The sequence below is a fragment of the Psychrobacillus lasiicapitis genome, from assembly GCF_006861795.1.
GTDB classification, from domain to species: domain Bacteria; phylum Bacillota; class Bacilli; order Bacillales_A; family Planococcaceae; genus Psychrobacillus; species Psychrobacillus lasiicapitis.
Window position 1 is genome coordinate 196,189 of the sequence record NZ_VDGH01000008.1, and the last position, 19,526, is coordinate 215,714.

General features: G+C 36.4%; 15 protein-coding genes. 3 read left to right on the forward strand and 12 right to left on the reverse strand.

Going from position 1 to position 19,526, the window contains the following annotated elements; translation table 11 throughout:
- The 12 genes from FG382_RS14670 to FG382_RS14720 form a co-directional block, all read right to left on the reverse strand.
- On the reverse strand, nucleotides 1–2,010 hold the full coding sequence (locus FG382_RS14670) for a hypothetical protein (RefSeq protein WP_142539637.1): 2,010 nt from the start codon (nucleotides 2,008–2,010) through the stop codon (nucleotides 1–3).
- A 13-nt stretch (nucleotides 2,011–2,023) separates the two neighbouring features.
- The gene (locus FG382_RS14675) at nucleotides 2,024–4,018 is read right to left on the reverse strand and encodes a hypothetical protein (RefSeq protein ID WP_142539638.1); all 1,995 of its coding nucleotides are present in this window, start codon (nucleotides 4,016–4,018) and stop codon (nucleotides 2,024–2,026) included.
- A gap of 15 nt (nucleotides 4,019–4,033) precedes the next feature.
- Entirely contained in the window at nucleotides 4,034–5,638 is a 1,605-nt protein-coding gene (locus tag FG382_RS14680; protein WP_142539639.1) for an exopolysaccharide Pel transporter PelG, read from the reverse strand.
- 1 nt (nucleotide 5,639) lies between these two features.
- Nucleotides 5,640–6,506 carry a hypothetical protein gene (locus FG382_RS14685; protein ID WP_142539640.1) on the reverse strand — a complete coding sequence of 289 codons (867 nt, stop codon included), beginning with the start codon at nucleotides 6,504–6,506 and terminating at the stop codon, nucleotides 5,640–5,642.
- Nucleotides 6,507–6,947, reverse strand: a complete 441-nt coding sequence (locus tag FG382_RS14690; protein WP_142539641.1) for a hypothetical protein — start codon at nucleotides 6,945–6,947, stop codon at nucleotides 6,507–6,509.
- Nucleotides 6,948–6,979: 32 nt separating this feature from the next.
- On the reverse strand, nucleotides 6,980–8,731 hold the full coding sequence (gene pelF / locus FG382_RS14695; RefSeq protein ID WP_142539642.1) for a GT4 family glycosyltransferase PelF: 1,752 nt from the start codon (nucleotides 8,729–8,731) through the stop codon (nucleotides 6,980–6,982).
- 8 nt (nucleotides 8,732–8,739) lie between these two features.
- Nucleotides 8,740–9,675: an NAD-dependent epimerase/dehydratase family protein gene (locus FG382_RS14700; RefSeq protein WP_142539643.1), complete on the reverse strand. Its 936-nt coding sequence runs from the start codon at nucleotides 9,673–9,675 to the stop codon at nucleotides 8,740–8,742.
- Nucleotides 9,676–9,882: 207 nt separating this feature from the next.
- Nucleotides 9,883–11,205 (reverse strand): ABC transporter permease, encoded by a 1,323-nt coding sequence (locus FG382_RS14705; protein WP_142539644.1) that lies wholly within the window; start codon nucleotides 11,203–11,205, stop codon nucleotides 9,883–9,885.
- Nucleotides 11,202–11,861, reverse strand: a complete 660-nt coding sequence (locus FG382_RS14710) for an ABC transporter ATP-binding protein (RefSeq protein ID WP_142539645.1) — start codon at nucleotides 11,859–11,861, stop codon at nucleotides 11,202–11,204. Before FG382_RS14710 ends, FG382_RS14705 begins: the two co-directional genes overlap by 4 nt.
- A 215-nt stretch (nucleotides 11,862–12,076) precedes the next feature.
- The gene (locus tag FG382_RS14715) at nucleotides 12,077–13,216 is read right to left on the reverse strand and encodes a hypothetical protein (protein ID WP_142539646.1); all 1,140 of its coding nucleotides are present in this window, start codon (nucleotides 13,214–13,216) and stop codon (nucleotides 12,077–12,079) included.
- 164 nt (nucleotides 13,217–13,380) lie between these two features.
- Entirely contained in the window at nucleotides 13,381–13,548 is a 168-nt protein-coding gene (locus FG382_RS22680; RefSeq protein ID WP_170206536.1) for a hypothetical protein, read from the reverse strand.
- Nucleotides 13,549–13,662: 114 nt separating this feature from the next.
- Nucleotides 13,663–14,328 (reverse strand): CAP domain-containing protein, encoded by a 666-nt coding sequence (locus FG382_RS14720; RefSeq protein ID WP_142539647.1) that lies wholly within the window; start codon nucleotides 14,326–14,328, stop codon nucleotides 13,663–13,665.
- Between the two features lie 891 nt (nucleotides 14,329–15,219).
- Here FG382_RS14720 and FG382_RS14725 point away from each other — a divergent pair.
- Genes FG382_RS14725 through FG382_RS14735 form a run of 3 tightly spaced genes read left to right on the forward strand, consistent with a single transcriptional unit; the run spans nucleotide 15,220 to nucleotide 19,492 of the window.
- On the forward strand, nucleotides 15,220–17,445 hold the full coding sequence (locus FG382_RS14725) for an EAL domain-containing protein (RefSeq protein ID WP_142539648.1): 2,226 nt from the start codon (nucleotides 15,220–15,222) through the stop codon (nucleotides 17,443–17,445).
- Between the two features lie 21 nt (nucleotides 17,446–17,466).
- The gene (locus tag FG382_RS14730) at nucleotides 17,467–19,101 is read left to right on the forward strand and encodes a thiamine pyrophosphate-binding protein (protein ID WP_142539649.1); all 1,635 of its coding nucleotides are present in this window, start codon (nucleotides 17,467–17,469) and stop codon (nucleotides 19,099–19,101) included.
- Between the two features lies 1 nt (nucleotide 19,102).
- Entirely contained in the window at nucleotides 19,103–19,492 is a 390-nt protein-coding gene (locus FG382_RS14735; protein ID WP_142539650.1) for a carboxymuconolactone decarboxylase family protein, read from the forward strand.
- Nucleotides 19,493–19,526: the final 34 nt, after the last annotated feature.

A 19,526-nucleotide genomic window follows, 5' to 3' on the forward strand; every position in this document is an offset into this window, starting at 1 on the left:
CTATTTCCATAATTTTGAAACATCATATGGGTTTAATGGATCTTGTTCAATATGATATACAGTAAATCGAGGTGTATCTAAATAGATTTTTAATAGGTTCGGATGCTTTTCCTGTACACCCTCAATCCAAAACCATGTCTTTTCATGAAGCATTTTTCTATATTCAGGTATACGGTAAAAATCTAAAATCTCCCCACGAGCTGGTAAAGATAGATCTGTTACATTTTTCGATGTAATTTCATCCGTTGTTCCTACAGGTATCTTCTCAACGAATAAAAAAACATCCTTCGTTGGAAATTTTAATTCTTCTCCTTTTGATAGATTGATAATAAAATCAGTCAGATTATAATGCCATCCATAGTCAATTGCTAATGGGTATTCCTCAACGGAAGAAACAATAGTCCATTCTTGTAAAGAAAAATCATTTTTAATTTTTAGATATGCTTCCACTGACTCATCATATTGAAGTTGATTTCCTTTTGGTAAGGTATAGGAAGGGATGGTTTGATAAGCTACGAAAACGTAACCAAGGATAACTATCCCGCTAACTATTTTGGTAAATTTCATACGTGGTATGAGAACAAGAATAGAGGATATCGAAATACTTGTTAGTAGTACTAGAGTAACTTCTATACGATATGGAAGCATCAAAGATGGTAGACCTATCCATTCCGACTTATAAAAGAGGAATAATGCAATACTAATCGCGATGTACATTTGAAATGGATAGATGGCACTCCAAGCTTTTTTACCAAAAAAGAGAAGTACTAATAATATCAAGAAACTTATCAATAAGAATGTCATAATATGCACATATTCAGTTCTTCCAAAAAAACCATCTAAAGTGAAATTTCTAATAGAAGAGACGTTTGAACTCAAACTGGACTGAACAAAATCAAATGATTCTCCATGAAACCCTATCCCACTTAATAAACCAGTCACCAATGGTAGGATTCCAATTATTCCCGTAATCGCGAAGACGCCTACCAATTTTAGGATATGAAGAAGAGAAAAATGCTTAAAGGAAAAAAAGAATAGTACAACATAACTTATAAATAGACAAATGGCCGCGTACGGATGAATTAGTATCGTTAATAAAAAACATTCCAAACTAATTACTAATGACTGATTTCTTTTTTCCTTCATATATTCGATAAAAAAGTAGATGGCTGGTAAAATAAAAGTAATTCCATACTCCATGGAAAGAGATGAGTACTGCCTCCAGATAAACCCAAATTGAAAAGTACTAATAAAATAAATGAGTAATGCAAATACAGCAATGGAATAGTCCTGCGGTCGATGTTTTCGAATAACATAGTAAATCGTGAACACAAGAAAAACACCAGATATTGGGCCTAAGAATCGAAGAATATAATAGGGATCAATATTAAGAATCGTGTGTAATGATGAAATAATTGCTTCAAATCCGAATGGATAAACACCATCGACATAAATTTGATTTGCACGGAGTAATTTGACCCACTTTAAATGAACGTATGGATCAGATGAAGGAAAATAATAATGGGTAACTGAATGATAAAAACGGATAGCTGCTGACATAAAAAATAATAGTAGAATGAATAATACGGAAAAAGGTTGCCTAGAAATTTTATTAAAAGTCCTGCTCCACCATACCTTTAATTTCGTTACGATATGTGAAAGGGTATCTTTTCCCCAGCGAATTAAAAATTCTTTTTGATCAGTAGCATGCATAAAAGATAACAGCGCTTTTTTACTCGGAGAAATGATTTCTTTTTTCTTTTTTCTACGAAGAATCACTACATAGGCAATTACCGAAGTAATGATTAAAGACAATGTTTCATACAAATGCACCGCCACTAACATATGAACAATGAGTATTATAAATAAGTGAGCATGGATGATCGAGATGAGCAAACGGTCCTTCCAATCTTGTTTCTCTTGCCACACCTGAACTGATAGTGGAATGGCAAAAAGAAAAAGAAATAAAAGAAACACTATTTTTAAAAGCATAAGCCAACTTACTATCAAATTACCCTCCTCCTTAATGACCCCAAATATTTTTTAATAACAACGAATCATCTTCAGATGTTTGGAGGTGATAAACCCGAATATTTTCATTTTCAAAATAAGTGGTAACTTCATATCCAGCTCTATGATGAATGTTCATCCACTCGGATAGTTGTGTGTATTCTCTCGCTCTTCTTTCATATTCCGGTTTTAATAGTGCATACACACTATTCGATTCAGACACTTCAAATACATCTTTTTCCATAAAAATAAATATATTTTGTGAAAGATTAGTGTCTACTTTCCCATCCTCTATACTGGTCAGCGCTTCCCCTTCTGGCTGATACTTCTGTAGAAAGTCTCCAAGATGCATATGAAAGCCGGTACCAAGTGAAACAGAGAATCCTTCTATTTGAGATACAATCATCCAAGTCTTAGGCAAATATTCATGACGTATTCTCAAATATTGCTCAATATTTTCATCATGTTCTAGTTTATAAGGAACGATAGGCATTGGTTTATATACTATCCAAGTCATGATAACTAAGAAAATGAGCGGAATATATAACATAGAGTTCCATTTTCCTCTCACCCATCTAAACAAATAGGAGATGGAAACCCCTACGCAAAACGGGAGTAAAAGGCCCCATAATTCACTTGAACGACTGGCAATAAGCGTACTTTGTGTCCAAGTTCCTCCGGCAAAATATAAGGTAAAAACACTACATCCCGCAAGTACTGTGAATACGAGAATAAAACGGTCGATACTTGTGTTCTTTTTACTAAACAAACAAAACAGGAGAATTATACAAGCCCCTAGTGCTATATAGTGATCAAACGTAACATCTGGGTACGTATAAGTAGCTTCTTTTCGATCAACTAAGTACTCAGCTGAAGAGGAGTGAAACCTTTGACCTAACAAATAACCTGCTCCCAATGGAACCAAAGAAACAATTACTGTTAGAAGTGCCCCTATACATACGGAAATCACTGACTTAAAACTATTCCGAATCGTTAGTAAGCTACTAATAATTAGTATTCCGATTAGCATTCCGATTAGCATGTATGCCAATGAGTGTACCAAGCCTATAATCGTTGTACAAACTAGACCTACGATTAAATCCTCTTTACGCTTATTCCCTATAAATTTCACCAAAAAAAAGATTGCCGGTAAGATAAAAACAAAGGCAAATTCTTGTGAGTTTGTTGCCGCCTGACGCTCAAATTCTATTGGAGTGAATGGCATTATTACCCAACATACACCAAAAATAAATGCTGCTACTATTGCGCCTACGCCAGTATTCGTCAACTTTCGTATCACAATGTATAGCCCAAAGGTAAACAGGATAGCATTTAGTGGACCTGTATAACGAAGGATAAATAAGGCATCAACTGCAGCAAATTTGAATAAGGTCGCTAAGTAAATATGAAATCCTTGAGGATAAATACCATCATGAAATAATTCACGACTATCGATATACTTCATCCAAGCAAGTGTCACATAACTATCTGATAATGGAGGTGCTGCATGAACAAATGCATCATAAAAACGAACATAGGCTGCTCCACTCAAAACAATTATCAATGCAATTCCTTCTAATAATATAATCCAACTAAATTTCTTTTTTACTGTGAATGTCCACCCACTTACTTTATTTACTATTTTTACGTTTATATCGGATAGTGTAAATTTATTTAACCCATCTAACCAATTAAATAAACGCCTTAACAGATGATTCTTTAAAGTACCTGTCTTTTTCGCTTGTTCCCGTTGTACAAACCGATAACCTATGATGACCATAATGAGCGCTAATATCGAAAGGACCTCATAAAGCTTCGTTATGACCAGAAGATAACCACTTAAAATAAGGAACAAAATCATCTTTACATATGCGGCAAACCACCTTTCACTCCTATCTACATAGCTAGTAGAAAAAAGCCATTTTGGTAACAAGATGAACAAAAACCAAAATGCGATGGTATAGTGAAAAAGAGGAAACAGATGTGTTGTAATCATTGCGTATGTCATTAATAGGTTCATCCCCTATGAAGCGGCGTATAAATAGTAGTCTAAATTTTGCAAAACGTCTATAACAGCTTTAATCGTTAAATAGAATAGTAGAAGTGAGCCAACAAACAATCCAATAACAGCAAAATGATAATCGAACCATCTACTTAATAAAAAACCAACGACTATATTAGTTAGCAAGGCAGGTATGAAGGCTTTTATCACTCTTGCAGGTTGCGAAAGCGCAAATAATATAACTACATTCATTAAGCAGAAAGCTAAAATGGAATAAGAGACAATTCCCCAAAACAAAACAAAAACGGTGACTTCGCTTTCCAAGATATTCTCATTATTCAACCTTATAGACATGTCGTTATACCAAATTATTACTCGATAAATCACAAAACTACTAACTACCGTACTGATCAAAATAAAGACGGTCATTCTTTTATACATCTTTATAAACTTCTCATACAATTTGTGACTTTCTGCAGCCAAGTATTTTTTTTGGCTGGATTCTAAATCGAACATTAGTCTGTTTACGACAACTTCCACTACCCCCATAGGAATAATAATGGTGAGCAGGGCAAAATCTAGTCCAAGTTCGTATTGCCCTCTAAACCAAATAAGATAAGGCATAAATTCTTCATTTTTGGACCAGGCAATAATACGATCGATAAATAGGAAACTAAAGTAAAGAAATCCATAAAAAAAGTAAGGCCATACAGTATACAACGTAATGGAAAAACGAGGGAGTTTAGCTACTTCATTATTATTTTTCCTTTCTCCCACTTTAAAAAAGAACAAAACCAAAAATAAACTGCAAACAGAAACAATACAAAGGGAGATTAATTGGGAAATGATAATGTCGATTCCTACAAGCTTAAACAAAACATAAACAAGAAAAATACCAAAAATGATAAGTCCTGTGAACACAATTTCTTTCTTCAAAATGTACATGACAGTCACGGAAAGCCAAATAGCAGTTAGGAAAAAGAAGTATAGGACAATAAGAAATAACATATTGTATGAGAACATATTAAAAATGAAATTCAAGACAACCATCAAGATCGATAAGATAAAACAGGTGACAAACCCAATTCCGATGAGCAAAAATGTAGTTCTGCGTGCAAGATCATAATAACCTTGAATGATGTAGAAATAGCCACGTCTCGCGATAGCTTGCGTAAACCCTCCGACAAGAACAAAACTTAGAATTGTGCCAATAGCTATACTAGTCGCTTGCTCCAAAGATAAGTATTGATAAGACCATAAAGAGAATTTCAAGCTCAGCATAGCGAAAATGGATATCGCCATTGGGAAAGCAAAAATTAACCCTCTTAAAAAGCTTCTAATCAGGGAAATTATTAAAATAGAAGTATTTCGTTTTTCTGTATCGGAAAATGTTTGATACCCTATTTTTGATTTGATCTCGTCCCACATCTGATCCGATAAATCAAAAATTTCATGTACTTCATATATCCCAAACTCCACCGAAACCCGGTCATCATTCCATCCCATTGATTCTAATAATGCAGCTATTTCAAATGAATCTTGTGGATGCGACTGTGCACCCATCACTTCATTAAGCAGCTCATTAAATTTAGCTGATTCTCTTATTGCTGGGTCATAATTTTTCAAACTAATCCTCTCCCAGCCCAGAAATCTTCATATTCACAATAAGCTCTGCTAACTTCCCTTCACGATGTGCTCTATTGACCACCCGTGAAGTAATGACCTTGGATTTAGAAATAATCAGATTCCCTTGCGCATCATATAAGTCCTTGCCTGTCATCTTTCCAACTATATACTGTGATTTAATCGAATTGATTTGATGTATAAGCGAATCTTCTGTGGGAAGTATGGCTTCATCGACTTCTTCCGATTTTGTTTCTGATGTATCGTTCTTTTGAATACTTCCCAAAATATTCTCAGCCTTCTGCTTACTTTCTCCTATGCTCTTTTCGTGGTTTTGTAGCTGTATCTCTTCTTCTATAAGTAAGCTATCATCTTTTAAGTTAGTCTCAACACTTTTATGCATACTGTTAACTTGGACGTTATACTTCTTTGAAGAGTATCCTGCTTCTAAATGGGAACCCTCTTTTTCTAACTGTTCTACAATTTTGGCTATTTCTTTAAACATCTTAGTATACAGTCGTTCTGTCGATTGTATTTCTAATTCTATTTCTTCTATTTGAAGCTGGATTAATTTGTTTTCTTCAGATAAACTTTTGCCTATTTCCTGTATTTCCATCTCTTTTTGCTTTTCTAAGTGATAGGCAATTTTACTCATACGTTCTTTTCCAAGATCCCATAATGTTTGATCTTCCTGTTTGTTGATAAACTTTTTAGTTTCTTCTTTTAACTGAACCCTCAGTTTATTATTTTCTTTTATCCAATTTTTTAATTCTAATTCAATTTCAATTTTTTCATAGATAAAAACACTTTCTATTTTTTGTAACGTTATGTTAATCGGCTCTTTTTTTAAACCAAACGTTTTCTCTTTCATCTATTCTATCTTCACTTTCTTGAGCTCAATTTGAACACCCGGTAATATTTTGAAATAGTGAAGCGCTTCTTGTAGTCTCTCTTTAGCCAATATTTTTTGCTGTTTCTTTGATTCAAGCTCTTGCAGATAGTTTAATTGCTGTTCTTTAAGTTCCGTTTGATAATCCAATATCGCTCTCGTATGAACCATATGTTGTTGAAACACGTCTTCTAACATGAGTTTTATCTGTTCTTCTATCTTATTTTTAGATGGAATTGACTGGTTTAGCTCTATCTCTACTTTTAACTTTTGGTTCATTTCTTTTTCAACAAGTAGTTTTTCTTTCAATTCCCCTATTTCTTTTCGATACTTTTCTTGTAACGACTGAATATGCTTTACGATGCTCCTGGAGGAATAACCAGATAGAGATCGTTTAGTTAATATTGTTTCTTCTATATGCATCTATATCACCCCTAATCGTTATATGGCTCTCATCATGAATGGTCACGGATGGATTGTTGTAACTTCTCCAGTTCTTTTTGGACTTGTTCTGAGTCACCTAAGTGATGATAGGCTTTTGCGATTTCAGTGGTATATACAAACGCAGCAGGTGTATTTCGATCCACATGAATAGCTAGACGAAATTGTTCAATGGCTTCTAGATAATCACCTTTTGAAAACAATGCATAAGCCTTTTCACTATAAAATTGTTGTAACTCCACTATTGATGCAGCATTTGACTCATCTTTCATGACATCTGTCATTTGTTCATTCGCATGCGTAGCAAGTTTAATATAAGTTTTTAAATGTTGTTCTAGTACTTTTTCCAATGTGAAATACTTCATTGCTCGCTCCCGTGCATCTCTTCCCATTTTTTCTCTGAGCCCCTCATCTTTTAAAAGGGTAATTATAGCGTTTGCAAACCCATTTGGATCTCTAGGTGTCACAAGAAATCCATTGTTTTCAAGAGCTTCCCTAATCCCCCCTACATCTGTAGCTACAACTGGCTTCCCAGTCATCATCGCTTCTACTACCGAATAGGGGAATGCTTCAGAAATACTAGAAAGAGCTATCACATCTCCTGCATGATATGCAGCAGCCATATTTGTCGTATGTCCAGCAAATATAAAAGTTTCTTCCAGATTTAATTTTTTTTGAAGAGCAAGACACTCTTCATAATATTCTTGTACAGAAATCGATCCATACACGATAAATTTCACGTTAGGAATAGTTTTTCTTACAATTTCTGCGCTTTTTATCAAGGAGATAATATCTTTTATCGGATCGATTCGTGCTACAGATACCACAGTAGGATGAGGGCGATCCATTTTTTTAGCTTCTTTAAAAATATTTTTGTCTACACCGTTATAGATGACTTCGATATTTTCTCGATTAACTCCTAACTTAGTTTCCCATCTTGTATTGTAATGGCAGACCGGGGATACTTGATCAGCATAATGGTAATTCAATGTATTAATAGAATGAATAAAACGGATTAAGAAAATATTTAAAAAAGAAGAAAGGTTTCTTTTGGAAAGAGACAAATACTGCTCCCTTACGTAAACTCCGTGTTCCGTTAATAAAAACGGTGTTTTGTGTTCAAGTTTTGCAATTACACATGGAATTCCGCAAAATGCAGAAGCGGAAGAATGGCTCACATTCGTTTTGGGAACAGGGGTGTTGATGATATTTAAAAATCGATACACCCATCCTAAACTTTGAATCATTCCATATATATCTGGTTGAATCAGTCTATACTCTGAACTTTCGGTAGAATCTAATATAATCTTTTTATACGTATTCCAAGCCAGTTCTGATTTGAATGTTTCTTTATACTCGTACTCTTGAAAATACTTATACATTTGATGGATTGTCATCCCTAATTTTTCGGGGTTCTTGTTAGGACTTATTATTTCATGTATTAAGTCTTTAAATAATGGAATAAATTGAGCTTCAATAAGTTGCGTTGTGGTTTGTTTCTTTTGTAGATAGATTTGCGAGAATGGAGTTGCTAGATGTTCACTTGGTTCTTCTGTGCCCCATAAAGGAACCTTTATAAGATTAGTTGATTTGGGAAGTGGAAACTTTTGAAGGATAAAAGGATTGGTTACAACACTGTATAAAAAATAATCAACCATATCCAGTTTTTCTATTAAAATGTTGCACCAAGTGCTTACACCACCTTCATGAAAAGGATAAGTTCCTTCTGTTGAGAGTAAGACTTTTAGTTTTTCCGTTCTCCTCACCTACTTATTTAGACGAATTTTTCTATCTTTACAAGACTTTGATAATATGCAATGGTTTCCTTTATGCCAGATTCGAAACTTGTTTGGGGTTCCCATTCCAACAAATGATTAGCCAACTCATACGAAAGATAACTGTCTTTTATATCTCCAGTTCTAGCGCTCTTATAATCTATTTCTAGTAGGTGATTTGTAGACTTCTGCAACTCAACAATTAAATCATTCAATGAAATTGGCTGATTTGTACTAATGTTAAATGTCTCGCTTCCACTGTACTGGGCAGCTTGTATATTTGCTTTTGCAATATCCCGCACAAAAATGAAATCCCTAGTTTGGCTTCCATCCCCATAAACCGTTAACGTTTGATTGTTAATTGCTTTGTTAACAAAGATGCTTACTACTCCTGCTTCACTATGCATATTTTGTCGCATACCATATACATTGCTATATCGAAGAATTGTATAACTTAGTCCGTAAAGTTTATGATATAAATGAATGTATTGTTCAGCGGTATACTTAGATAACCCGTAAAAAGAAATGGGTAACACATTATGCTCTTCTGTTAAAGGCACCTCTTTTGCCATTCCATATACAGCTGCTGAAGAAGCATATACTAACTTCGAAACGTTGTATTTAGCGCATAGTTTTAATATATTTAAAGTTCCTAAAGCATTAATTTCACAATCTTTTAAAGGATGATGATTCGAAAATTCTACTGAAACTTGAGCTGCTTGATGAATGACCACATCCGGATTATGCAACAAAAAAACGTGCTCTAAAGAGGGAGAGCAAATATCTACGTTATAAAATGAAACGCCTTCTGGTACGAAGCTTAAATTTCCAGTGCTCAAATCATCGACAACAATTACTTCCCACCCTCTATCCATCACTTCCTCTACAATAAAAGAACCAATAAACCCCGCACCGCCCGTAACTAGTACTTTCAATTCATCACCATCACTTTTTACTATTTTATTTATCGTATGCTAGTTACTATCGGCTCATTCCTAAAAGTCCGTGCGTGAAAATTTAGAATTTGGAGGAAGCAATAAACTAGTAAATGAAAAGATGATGCCCTTAACGACTGGCATCATCTTCTATAGGATATACATACTATTAGCAGGCGTCTCTTTCTTCTTCCAAACACACCATTTTCACTCAAACCGCAAAGCATTACTAGGTTTCATCCTTGCCGCTTTCAAAGCCGGATAAATCCCAAACAAACTACCTATCCCAAACGTTGTATATAATGCAAGCTTTACTGCCCACATCGGTAACACTAAAGCAAATATCTCGATATTATTATTCCATACTTCAATGAAGGCATAGCCGAGTCCGATGCCGACCGCTCCGCCAATGCAACAAAGAAGTAACGTTTCAAAGAAAAATTGGCCCATTATTTCCGATGTTGTCGCGCCGAGTGCTTTACGAATGCCAATTTCGCGCGTCCGCTCTCGTACCGACATAACCATCACGTTCATAATTCCAGTTCCGCTGATCAATAACGCGGTTACGGTTATGCCGAACAGCATCATCTGCAAAATGGAAGTCACCTTGCCTAGTGCACCAAGCATTTGATCTTGCTTTACAACGCTGAAATCTATTTCAGAATGCTGAGCTTTGATAGCGTTAAACACCGCTCCATCCACTTCATCTACCGCTTGAATGCTTGCAGATTCCACAATCATTTTCGTTAAATTTTTCATATCTGTCGTTGCTAGTGCTGTTTCGATCGGCAGCATAATATTATTGTCCGTACTGGATCCTAGTGTTGCATTTGGTGCAAGCACCCCGATTACTTCATACGTCTCTTCGTTAATCGTTACTTGTTTTCCGACTAATGACGTCTCTTCAGCTGAGGCACTTTCTCCTAGTAACTTATCCAATACTTTTTTCCATATTGGTTTTGTTTGTTGTGCGTCGTCGGAGCTTCCTTCATCCTCCACCGGTACCTCCTGTTTACCAAGCAGAGCCTCGTGAATATTATTTCCAAGTACAATTACTCTTGCTTCTTCTTCCTGTTCTTCCTTCGTAAAAAAACGCCCTTCCGAAAGATCCGCATGCTGAATCCGGCTGTACTGATCGCTTGTCCCTACCAGCACTGACTGTACATTTCTTTCATCATATTGAGCAATAGTTATTGTCTCTAGTTGTGGAGTCACTGATTTTACATTCGGCACATCTTGAATTGCTTTGGCATCCTCATACGTCAATGTACTCGGCACATTCGTTAGTCCACTCAATAAATCCTTTTGCCCGTTTGCCGTATCCAAAACCCTTCCAGGCAATACTAGAATCTGTTCGGCTCCAAGACTGCCCATTTGTTTCATTAATGTATCTTTTACGCCTATCGCAATCGCCGTCAATACAATGACAGCAAACATGCCGATCACTACGCCCATCATGGCAGATAGTACACGAAAGCGGTTCGACCATAGCCCATAGCAAGCCAGTTTAAATGCGGTAAATAATTTCATACGAGCACCCCGTTCTGCAAATATAGAATGCGTTCTGCTCGCTCTGCTACTTCGATGTCATGGGTTATTACAATGATTGTCGCACCATTTTTATGTACACGGTCAAATAATTTTAATATGCTTTCCGTCGTTTCCTCGTCCAAACTTCCTGTCGGTTCGTCTGCAAGTATTAGCCTGGGCTCATTTACAAGCGCTCTTGCAATGGCCACTCGCTGTTTTTCTCCTCCCGATAAGCGGTCCGGTTTTTGATTTTTCTTATTGGAAATCCCCATTTCATCCAATAGAGCAAGTACACGGGACTTCTTTCTTCTTAAACGTTTTCGTCCGTATGTTAATGGAAGCAACACATTTTGATAGACCGACAAATTAGGGATCAACTGAAAGTGCTGAAAAACAAAGCCGACTTCTTCATTTCGCAGGCGTGCACGTCGCCCTCTACTCATCTTATGTACCGATTTCCCTGCCAACTCATATGTACCTGAATCCAACAAATCCAGTGTCCCAAGTAGATTCAACATCGTGCTTTTACCGGAACCAGACTTCCCCATAATCGCCACGTACTCACCAGGCTCCACACGCAAATTCACACCACGTAAAATCTCCGCCTTTCCACTTCCCGAGCGATAAAATTTGCGAACATCACGAAGCTCAATCATCCCATAACCTCCATTCCTATAAAAAAAGGGTTTATCCTTTCAAATTTCAAAATCTTCGCTTTTCCTATCCCCTTTTCCATGATTCGACAAACCTTTTCATAACCCTTGTAAAAATGAAAAAACGGCACTATACGACCATGTAAAAAACAGTCGAATATGTCATTCGACTGCTTTTTAAACTATTGATTAATTCATTTTTAGTTAATGTCAATTAATTATTGAAATAAGATCGTGAAATCTACTGTTAAATCAGCACCATTATTCACGGTAATTGGAAGAGTGATAGTTTGACCTTTCAAGTCTTCCAGTGAATCCGTTCCTACTGGGAATTTAGACGCAATAAAAGTAGCCGCTTCTTTGGATGTTGGATCCAGCCCGTTCACTTTCGTTAAGCCTAGTTCTTTTATAAATGATTCATAGAATCCTTTTCCTAAGAAATCTACAACTCCCACATCTTTCTTAACTACGATGATTAAAGAATTGGAAGCACCTGTTGCAGCTGTAATATTATCAAACTGGCTAGCATTTAATGCCTTTACTAAAGTACCAACCTTCTCATCCAATTTTTGTTGAGGAGTAGCTGTAGCTTCACCAACGGCTACTTTCACTTTCGCCACTTCATCTAATAAGGCCTTAATAAATGAATTAGACGCTGCAGTTGGTAAACGGTCCAATAAAGCTTCGACTTCCCCAAATTCTTTTTTCGCTTCTGCTTTCTTGCCAGCATCTAATAAATCATTAATCTTTACAAGCGACATATGAATGGTTACAGGTACCATCATTTCATCTCGTTTTGCATCAGCTGGTTTTTTATAGCGTTCTAGTAGAAGATCGCGTGCTGCTTTACCCGAGAAACGGTATAAAATCGCTGTTCTTCCTTTTAGCTGGTAGGAAAGCTTGTGATACGCTGTATCCACTGCCGCAAAGTCATTTCTTGCTTGCGCAGCTTCTAATTCTTTCATAATCGGTACTAAGTATTCAGTTGCATAGTTATAAGCATCAATATAAGGAACCAATCCTCCTGAAACTTTTTCGCTATACAAACCATCGATTTCTTTCAGTTTTGCTTCCTTTGCAGAAGTTGATAGCTTGGAAGTAACAACTGCTTTTCTAGCAGCTTGATAGTTTTTCTTCGTACTATTTAATACTGGGTAGAGTGCGCTGCTGGATACAAGCTTCTCTTCTAGTGATGGATAAACATAATGTGTCGTCGCTTTGTTCAATTCTGCTTTTGTTTTATTCACCGCTTGATCTACGGCTGAATTCGTTGCCCCTAATGCAGCTGGTGAAAATGATAATACCGATGTAGTTAATAATACAGCCGCTGTTGTTTGCTTGATAAAACGTTTACTCATGTTTCTCCTCCTCTGTTTGGGTGAAAATCTTCGCACAATTACCATTGTATTCTAGCCAGTTCATATTGATACTAATTTAGGGGACTTTTCTCGTATCCAATATACGGTAGGATATCCTCTCTATGCTAGCCAACTCTATTAATCTGCCAGAACTCTAAAAAACCTTACAACACCTCTAAGTTATTCTCCTCTTCTTTTCGATAAACTTCCCCCACTTCTTTTTTGATGGCATAGATAGGATGAATTATTTCATTTTTCCTATTATTTAACCCTATTACCCTTCTTATCTTTTCTTTAAACCTATTTTTATAAAAATATTTTTTTACTTCCATAATGCTTGATCTACAAAGGATGAGCGCACTTTTAGATACATGACAAAATAATAGGTAGAAGTAAAAAAGTCACAAAAAAAGTTCCCGCCAAAGACGGAAACTTTTTGCTTCTATTTATTTTCCAATAAACTGTTGTGTCCAGTAGTTACCACTATCAGATAATCCTACTCCGATATGTGTAAACGATGGATTCAGGATATTTGCTTTATGACCTGGTGACTTCATCCACGCGTCCATAACTTCTGCTGCACTACGTTGACCCATCGCGATATTCTCGCCTGCTGATTTATACGAAATGCCTAGAGATTTCATTTGGTCAAATGGTGAGCCGTATGTTGGACTCGTATGAGAGAAATAGTTTTTGTTTTTCATATCTTGTGATTTTGCTTGTGCTGATTCTGTAAGCTTTGCATCTATTTGCAATGCTTGAAGTCCAGCTTTTGCACGTTCACTATTTACTAAATCGACCACTTGCTGAATTTCAGAAGAAACTTGTACATTTTCATTGTTTGGTTCTGCTGGTTGCTGTTGCTCTGAAGCAACTGGTTGCTCAGCATCTGGTGCTTTTTCAGCTTCTACATTTTTTGGTGTTGCCTCATTGCTGTATTTATTGAAATCATATTTATATTGATATGGAGATTTCCATGTTTGTGTGTTATAAGATTTTGCTGGTGAAGTGGTATTTGCATTTCCAGTAGTCATAGATGCCTCGGCAGCGTGTGTGGAAAATAGAATGCTTCCTGCAAGTACCCCAACTAGTAATGAATAACTTTTTTTCATTATTTTCTCCTCCTTCTTGTGCTCCACCAGTATAAACATAGAATGGGAGAATTTTTTACTATAAAATATTCCAGTGAATCCAGTTAGAATGGTAAATCTATTTAAAACAACTGTTCTATAACAAAAAACATGGATATTTTATCCTCTATGTTTAATTATTTCATCTCCTATACTGTTGACAGATATGAATATGGAACAAAATAGAACGATGAACAGCAACTAAACCCTCATTTTTTTACGATGGGGGTTAGGTAGAGTGAATTTATACATATTAGATAGTTTATAAGGATATGTAGCATAAAAAATCCGCCAGAAAAAACTTTGCTCATTTTAGTAGTAATGCACCTAACTTTTAGATACCTCTTTAAAACAGGATTCCCTAAAGCGTGAAAAAAAACTCAGCATTATGGCTAAAAGATTAGGTGAACTAGATTAACAGTATCTCCAAGACAAGAACGCTATTCACAAGTTTGCACAAGAACAGGAATTACACCCAGACCAAGTTCGCTATTCCAAGGAATACTCAGATCATATCGAATGGTGACTAACAGACACTTCCTATCTAGGAGGTGTTATTTTGTGTCTTACAGAGATCCTTATTTTTAGCATGTTACTCCCTATCCACTTCACTGAAACTATAATTACAATAACGCTTTCCAATTCAACAAAAAGTTAACAGAATCGCTCCTACTAAAGCCATATTTACAATCCACTTCCATTGAATTTAGCAATATTTTGAGGTAAAATTAGTGCAATTGGGAATTCTTTCTATTGGTCAGATTCTAGTATTTTGCACCTGGCAGAAAAGAGTTCCTTTTTACTATGCTATAAGAAAATTTATACTCTTTTAAATAGGGGTATGTATATATATAAAAGCTTAAGGAGGAAAACATGAATTTTACAGAACCTTACTACATTACAGAATCTAATAGAATGTGTATAGAAGCTGGGATGGATCCGTATGAGGTATCGAGACCTAAGACCTTTTTAAGCAAATCGGAGTTTGAAAAGAAGCGAAAATCATATAGCGAAATATTATCAGTCGTAAGTTTTTTCTCGAATAAGTTACTAGATTCCTTAAAAGGAACGCCGATACTTGTTGTTGTTTCAGATGCAGCTGGTTATCTGCTTGAAATTGAGGGAGATGAGACTATTAAGTCTACCATCGAGCAGTTTGGTATTGTTCTTGGTAGCTTATTCATCCAAGAGGATACAGGAACCAATGTGATTAGCCTCTCATTGCAGCAAAAGCATCCGATCAGTTTGATTGGTGAACAGCATTATCATACATTTCTTCATGGTATCGCTTGTTATGGAACCGCATTTCACTACACGGATGATAATGACTTGCTTGGCAGTGTGTCCATTATGATGCCTATCGAGTTTCAAAATCCACTTTTCTTAACGATGCTTTCTCAAGCAGTTGACTCGATTGAAAGAGAGCTATTATTAAGAAAACAAAATAAGAAGCTTAATATTATGAATCAAATTATGTTAAGCAGAACAAGAAACGGAATTGTCATTACCGATGAGAATGGAATTACTACAGAATTTAATAGCTTTGCCGAAAAAATATCTAATAATAGTAGAGATTCGGTTATGGGAAGAAATATTCAGGAATCTCATCTAACAGGAAACTATTTCAAGGAAGTACTGGAACAAGAAAAAATTATAGAAAATGAAGAGTTAAAATTTAGAGATAAAGAGGGTAACCTTATTGTCTGTCTATTCGATGCACAGCCAATTTATGAAGAGGACAAGATGATTGGTGCCTTTGGTCAGTTCAGAGATATTTCTGATCGATATTTGTTGCAAGAAAAATATAACTATTTAGCTTTTCATGATGATTTAACAAATCTCCCAAACAGACGATATATAAATAAGGAAATAGAAACCATTATTCAAGCACTAAACGGCGGTGAGTGCAGGACTTTAGCTCTGTTATTTATAGATTTGGATCGCTTTAAAATTATTAATGATAATTTTAACCATTCTTTTGGAGATAAATTTCTGATTGAGGTAAGTAAACGTTTAAGCAGCTGTCTCGGAGAAAAGGATATACTTGCTCGAATGGGTGGAGATGAATTTGTTTTCCTACTAAAAGATTTTGTTGATCGGGACTATGTTACGAATAAAGCAGAAGAGATACTTCAACTGTTTCAGCAACCTTTTTACGTCGGCATGAAAGAATTACATACGACAGCAAGTATCGGTGTTGCCATTTATCCCGAATATTCTATTTCAAAGGAGCAACTGATGGTCTATGCCGATAATGCGATGTATCAGGCAAAATCTCAAGGTAAAAATCGTTATGTCATTCATACTGCCGAATTATTAAATGTCATGATGGACGAATACAAGCTAGAGGTCGATTTAAGAAGAGCACTGGATAAAAATGAATTTGTTCTACATTATCAGCCTCAGATTAATAACTGCACAGGTAAGTTGGTTGGATTTGAAGCACTCATTCGCTGGCAGCATCCGACACTAGGTTTAATACCTCCTGGAAAGTTTATAAAGCTTGCTGAGGAGAATGGATTGATCACGCAAATTGGTGAATGGGTAATTGAGGAAGCCTGTTCCCAAATCAAAAAATGGCAAGATGCTGGCATGACACCAGTAAAAATGTCCGTTAATCTATCTACCCAGCAATTTCTAACAAGAAATCTTGTTTCATTCATGAAAAATGTACTCGAACGTACAGCTATTGATCCGGCATATCTCGTAGTAGAGATTACTGAGTATATGGCAATGGAAGGCGAATATTCCATACACGTTTTGAAACAGTTAAAAGCGCTTGGTCTTGGTATCAGTATTGATGATTTTGGGACAGGTTACAGCTCTCTTAATTATCTGAAGAACTTTCCAATCGATTATATTAAGATCGACAAATCCTTTGTAAGTGAATTAATGAACAACGAGAAAGATACGATCATTGTAAAAGCAATCATCACATTAGCTCATAATCTTCATAAGGAAGTTATAGCAGAAGGAGTGGAAACAAAGGAACAGCTTGATTTTTTGAAAGATCACCAATGTGATATCTCACAGGGCTATTACTTTAACAAACCACTTCCAGTAGATGAAATTGAAACCATCTATTTAGCACAACATTGACTATAAGGGGACTCTTACAACATGACAACGACTTCATCGGTATTAGTATCGAATTTTAAACATTGGGGAATTCACCATATATTTGGTATTCCAGGTAAAGCAATATCTCCAATATTATTCGAAGTATTACACCATGAAATGGAATTTGTATTAAGTAAACATGAAGCAGCTGCAGGATTTGAAGCCACTGGTTATGCCCAGATGAATCGAAAAATCGGAGTCGCAGTTGGTACATCTGGACCAGGCGGTACTAACCTGCTTACAGCCGCTGGTCAGGCGAAAGCCTCGAATCTACCATTATTAATCATCACTGGACATCCTTCCATGAAAGACACCGGAAAAGCAATGGGACAGGACTCAAGTCTTTTTGGTGCGGATCTTGTAGATATGTTCCGATCTGTCACGAAATTTAGTGCTCGGGTAGAACGAGGAGATATGCTAAAACCTTTTCTAGAGCATGCCCTGGAAAAAGCTCTATCCGGTGTAAAAGGACCTGTCCATCTTTCTATCGCGTTTGATATTTTATTGGAAGAGATTGAACCATTCCAGCTTGACCTACCGGTACCTCATGAAATGATTTCACCTAAAACTAGTGAAGTGATTGAGAAACTGAATATAGCTAAACGTCCTCTTCTATTCTTAGGAAAAGGCGTACATTCGAGTCGGGCGTATGAAGAAGTTCAACAGCTTGCCGAACATTGGAACATCCCTGTCATCACAACACCAGGAGGAAAAGGAACATTCCCTTCTAACCATACGCTGTCTCTTGGCGCATTTGGTCTCGGTGGTACTCCTGAAGCAACATCATACTTACAAGAAAAGGTCGACCTATTAATAGTCATCGGTTCTAAACTAAGTGATATGTCTACAGCTGGTATATCGGAAGCGATGTATCCCGAACATGTCATTCACTTCGATTATGACCCAACATTTATCGGGAAATCGATTCAAGTACCCACTACTCCAGTACTTGGTGATATAAAGTCGAATTTAACAGCTATGTTAAAAGATATGCCAAAAACAGATAGCGAAGCATTTTTAACACCAATCAAGGAGATTCAACTTCAGGAAAATAATCCAGGGGAGCGTATGTCCGCAGTCCAAGTTTTACGGGCAATGCGCCACGCACTTCCAAACGATGCGATTGTTTTTGGAGATGATGGAAGTCACTCTTTTTATGGTATTAAACACTTTGATATCTATAAGCCAGGCACTTTCTTCTTTGATGATATATTCGGTGCCATGGGGAACGGAATTGGCTACTCCATTGGCGCAAAACTAGCAGCTCCTGAAGAAACGATTGTGTGCTTAGTTGGGGACGGATGTATGTTCATGCACGGAACTGAACTTTCAACGGCTTATAACTATAACTCCCCTGTTTTGTTCGTCGTTTTAAATAATGGACGACTTGATATGGTTGAAAAAGGAATGCAAAAAATGATCGGCACTTCTATCGGTGGTGTGTACGAGACTCCACTCAATGTAAAAGGGTTTGCCGAATCTATGGGATTGGAAGCATTTACTTGTCATGACCCATATGATTTATCCAATAAAATAAAAGAGTCGTTACTGAAGATAAAAGAAACAAATAAACCAATCGTAATTGAAGCATTGGTGGATGAACACGAAATACCACCAACTATGGGGAGGCAATAACATGGAAAACAACAAGCGATATGAGGCCGGGAAACAAGCAATGGAGGAATTATTTTCACAAGAAGTACGAACTGGCATGGAAGAAATAAAAAAAGTTTCCCCTGACTTATGGGAGATGATTGTATCCTTTGGCTTTGGAGACCTCTACTCTCGAAAAACACTTTCGTTCGCACAACGAGAAATCATTACACTGACAACGCTTATCACACAAGGAGCTTTCGATCAGCTTAGAGTTCACTTACAAGCAGCTCTAAATGTTGGGCTCTCCAAAGAAGAAATAATAGAGATTATCATCCACTGTGCCGGATACGTTGGTTTTCCAAAAGCGGTTCACGCAATGGGAATCGCTGGAGAGATTTTTAAAGAATCAGAGGAAACACACAATAAATAAACCAAATGCCCACCTAAATCAGGTGGGCATTTGG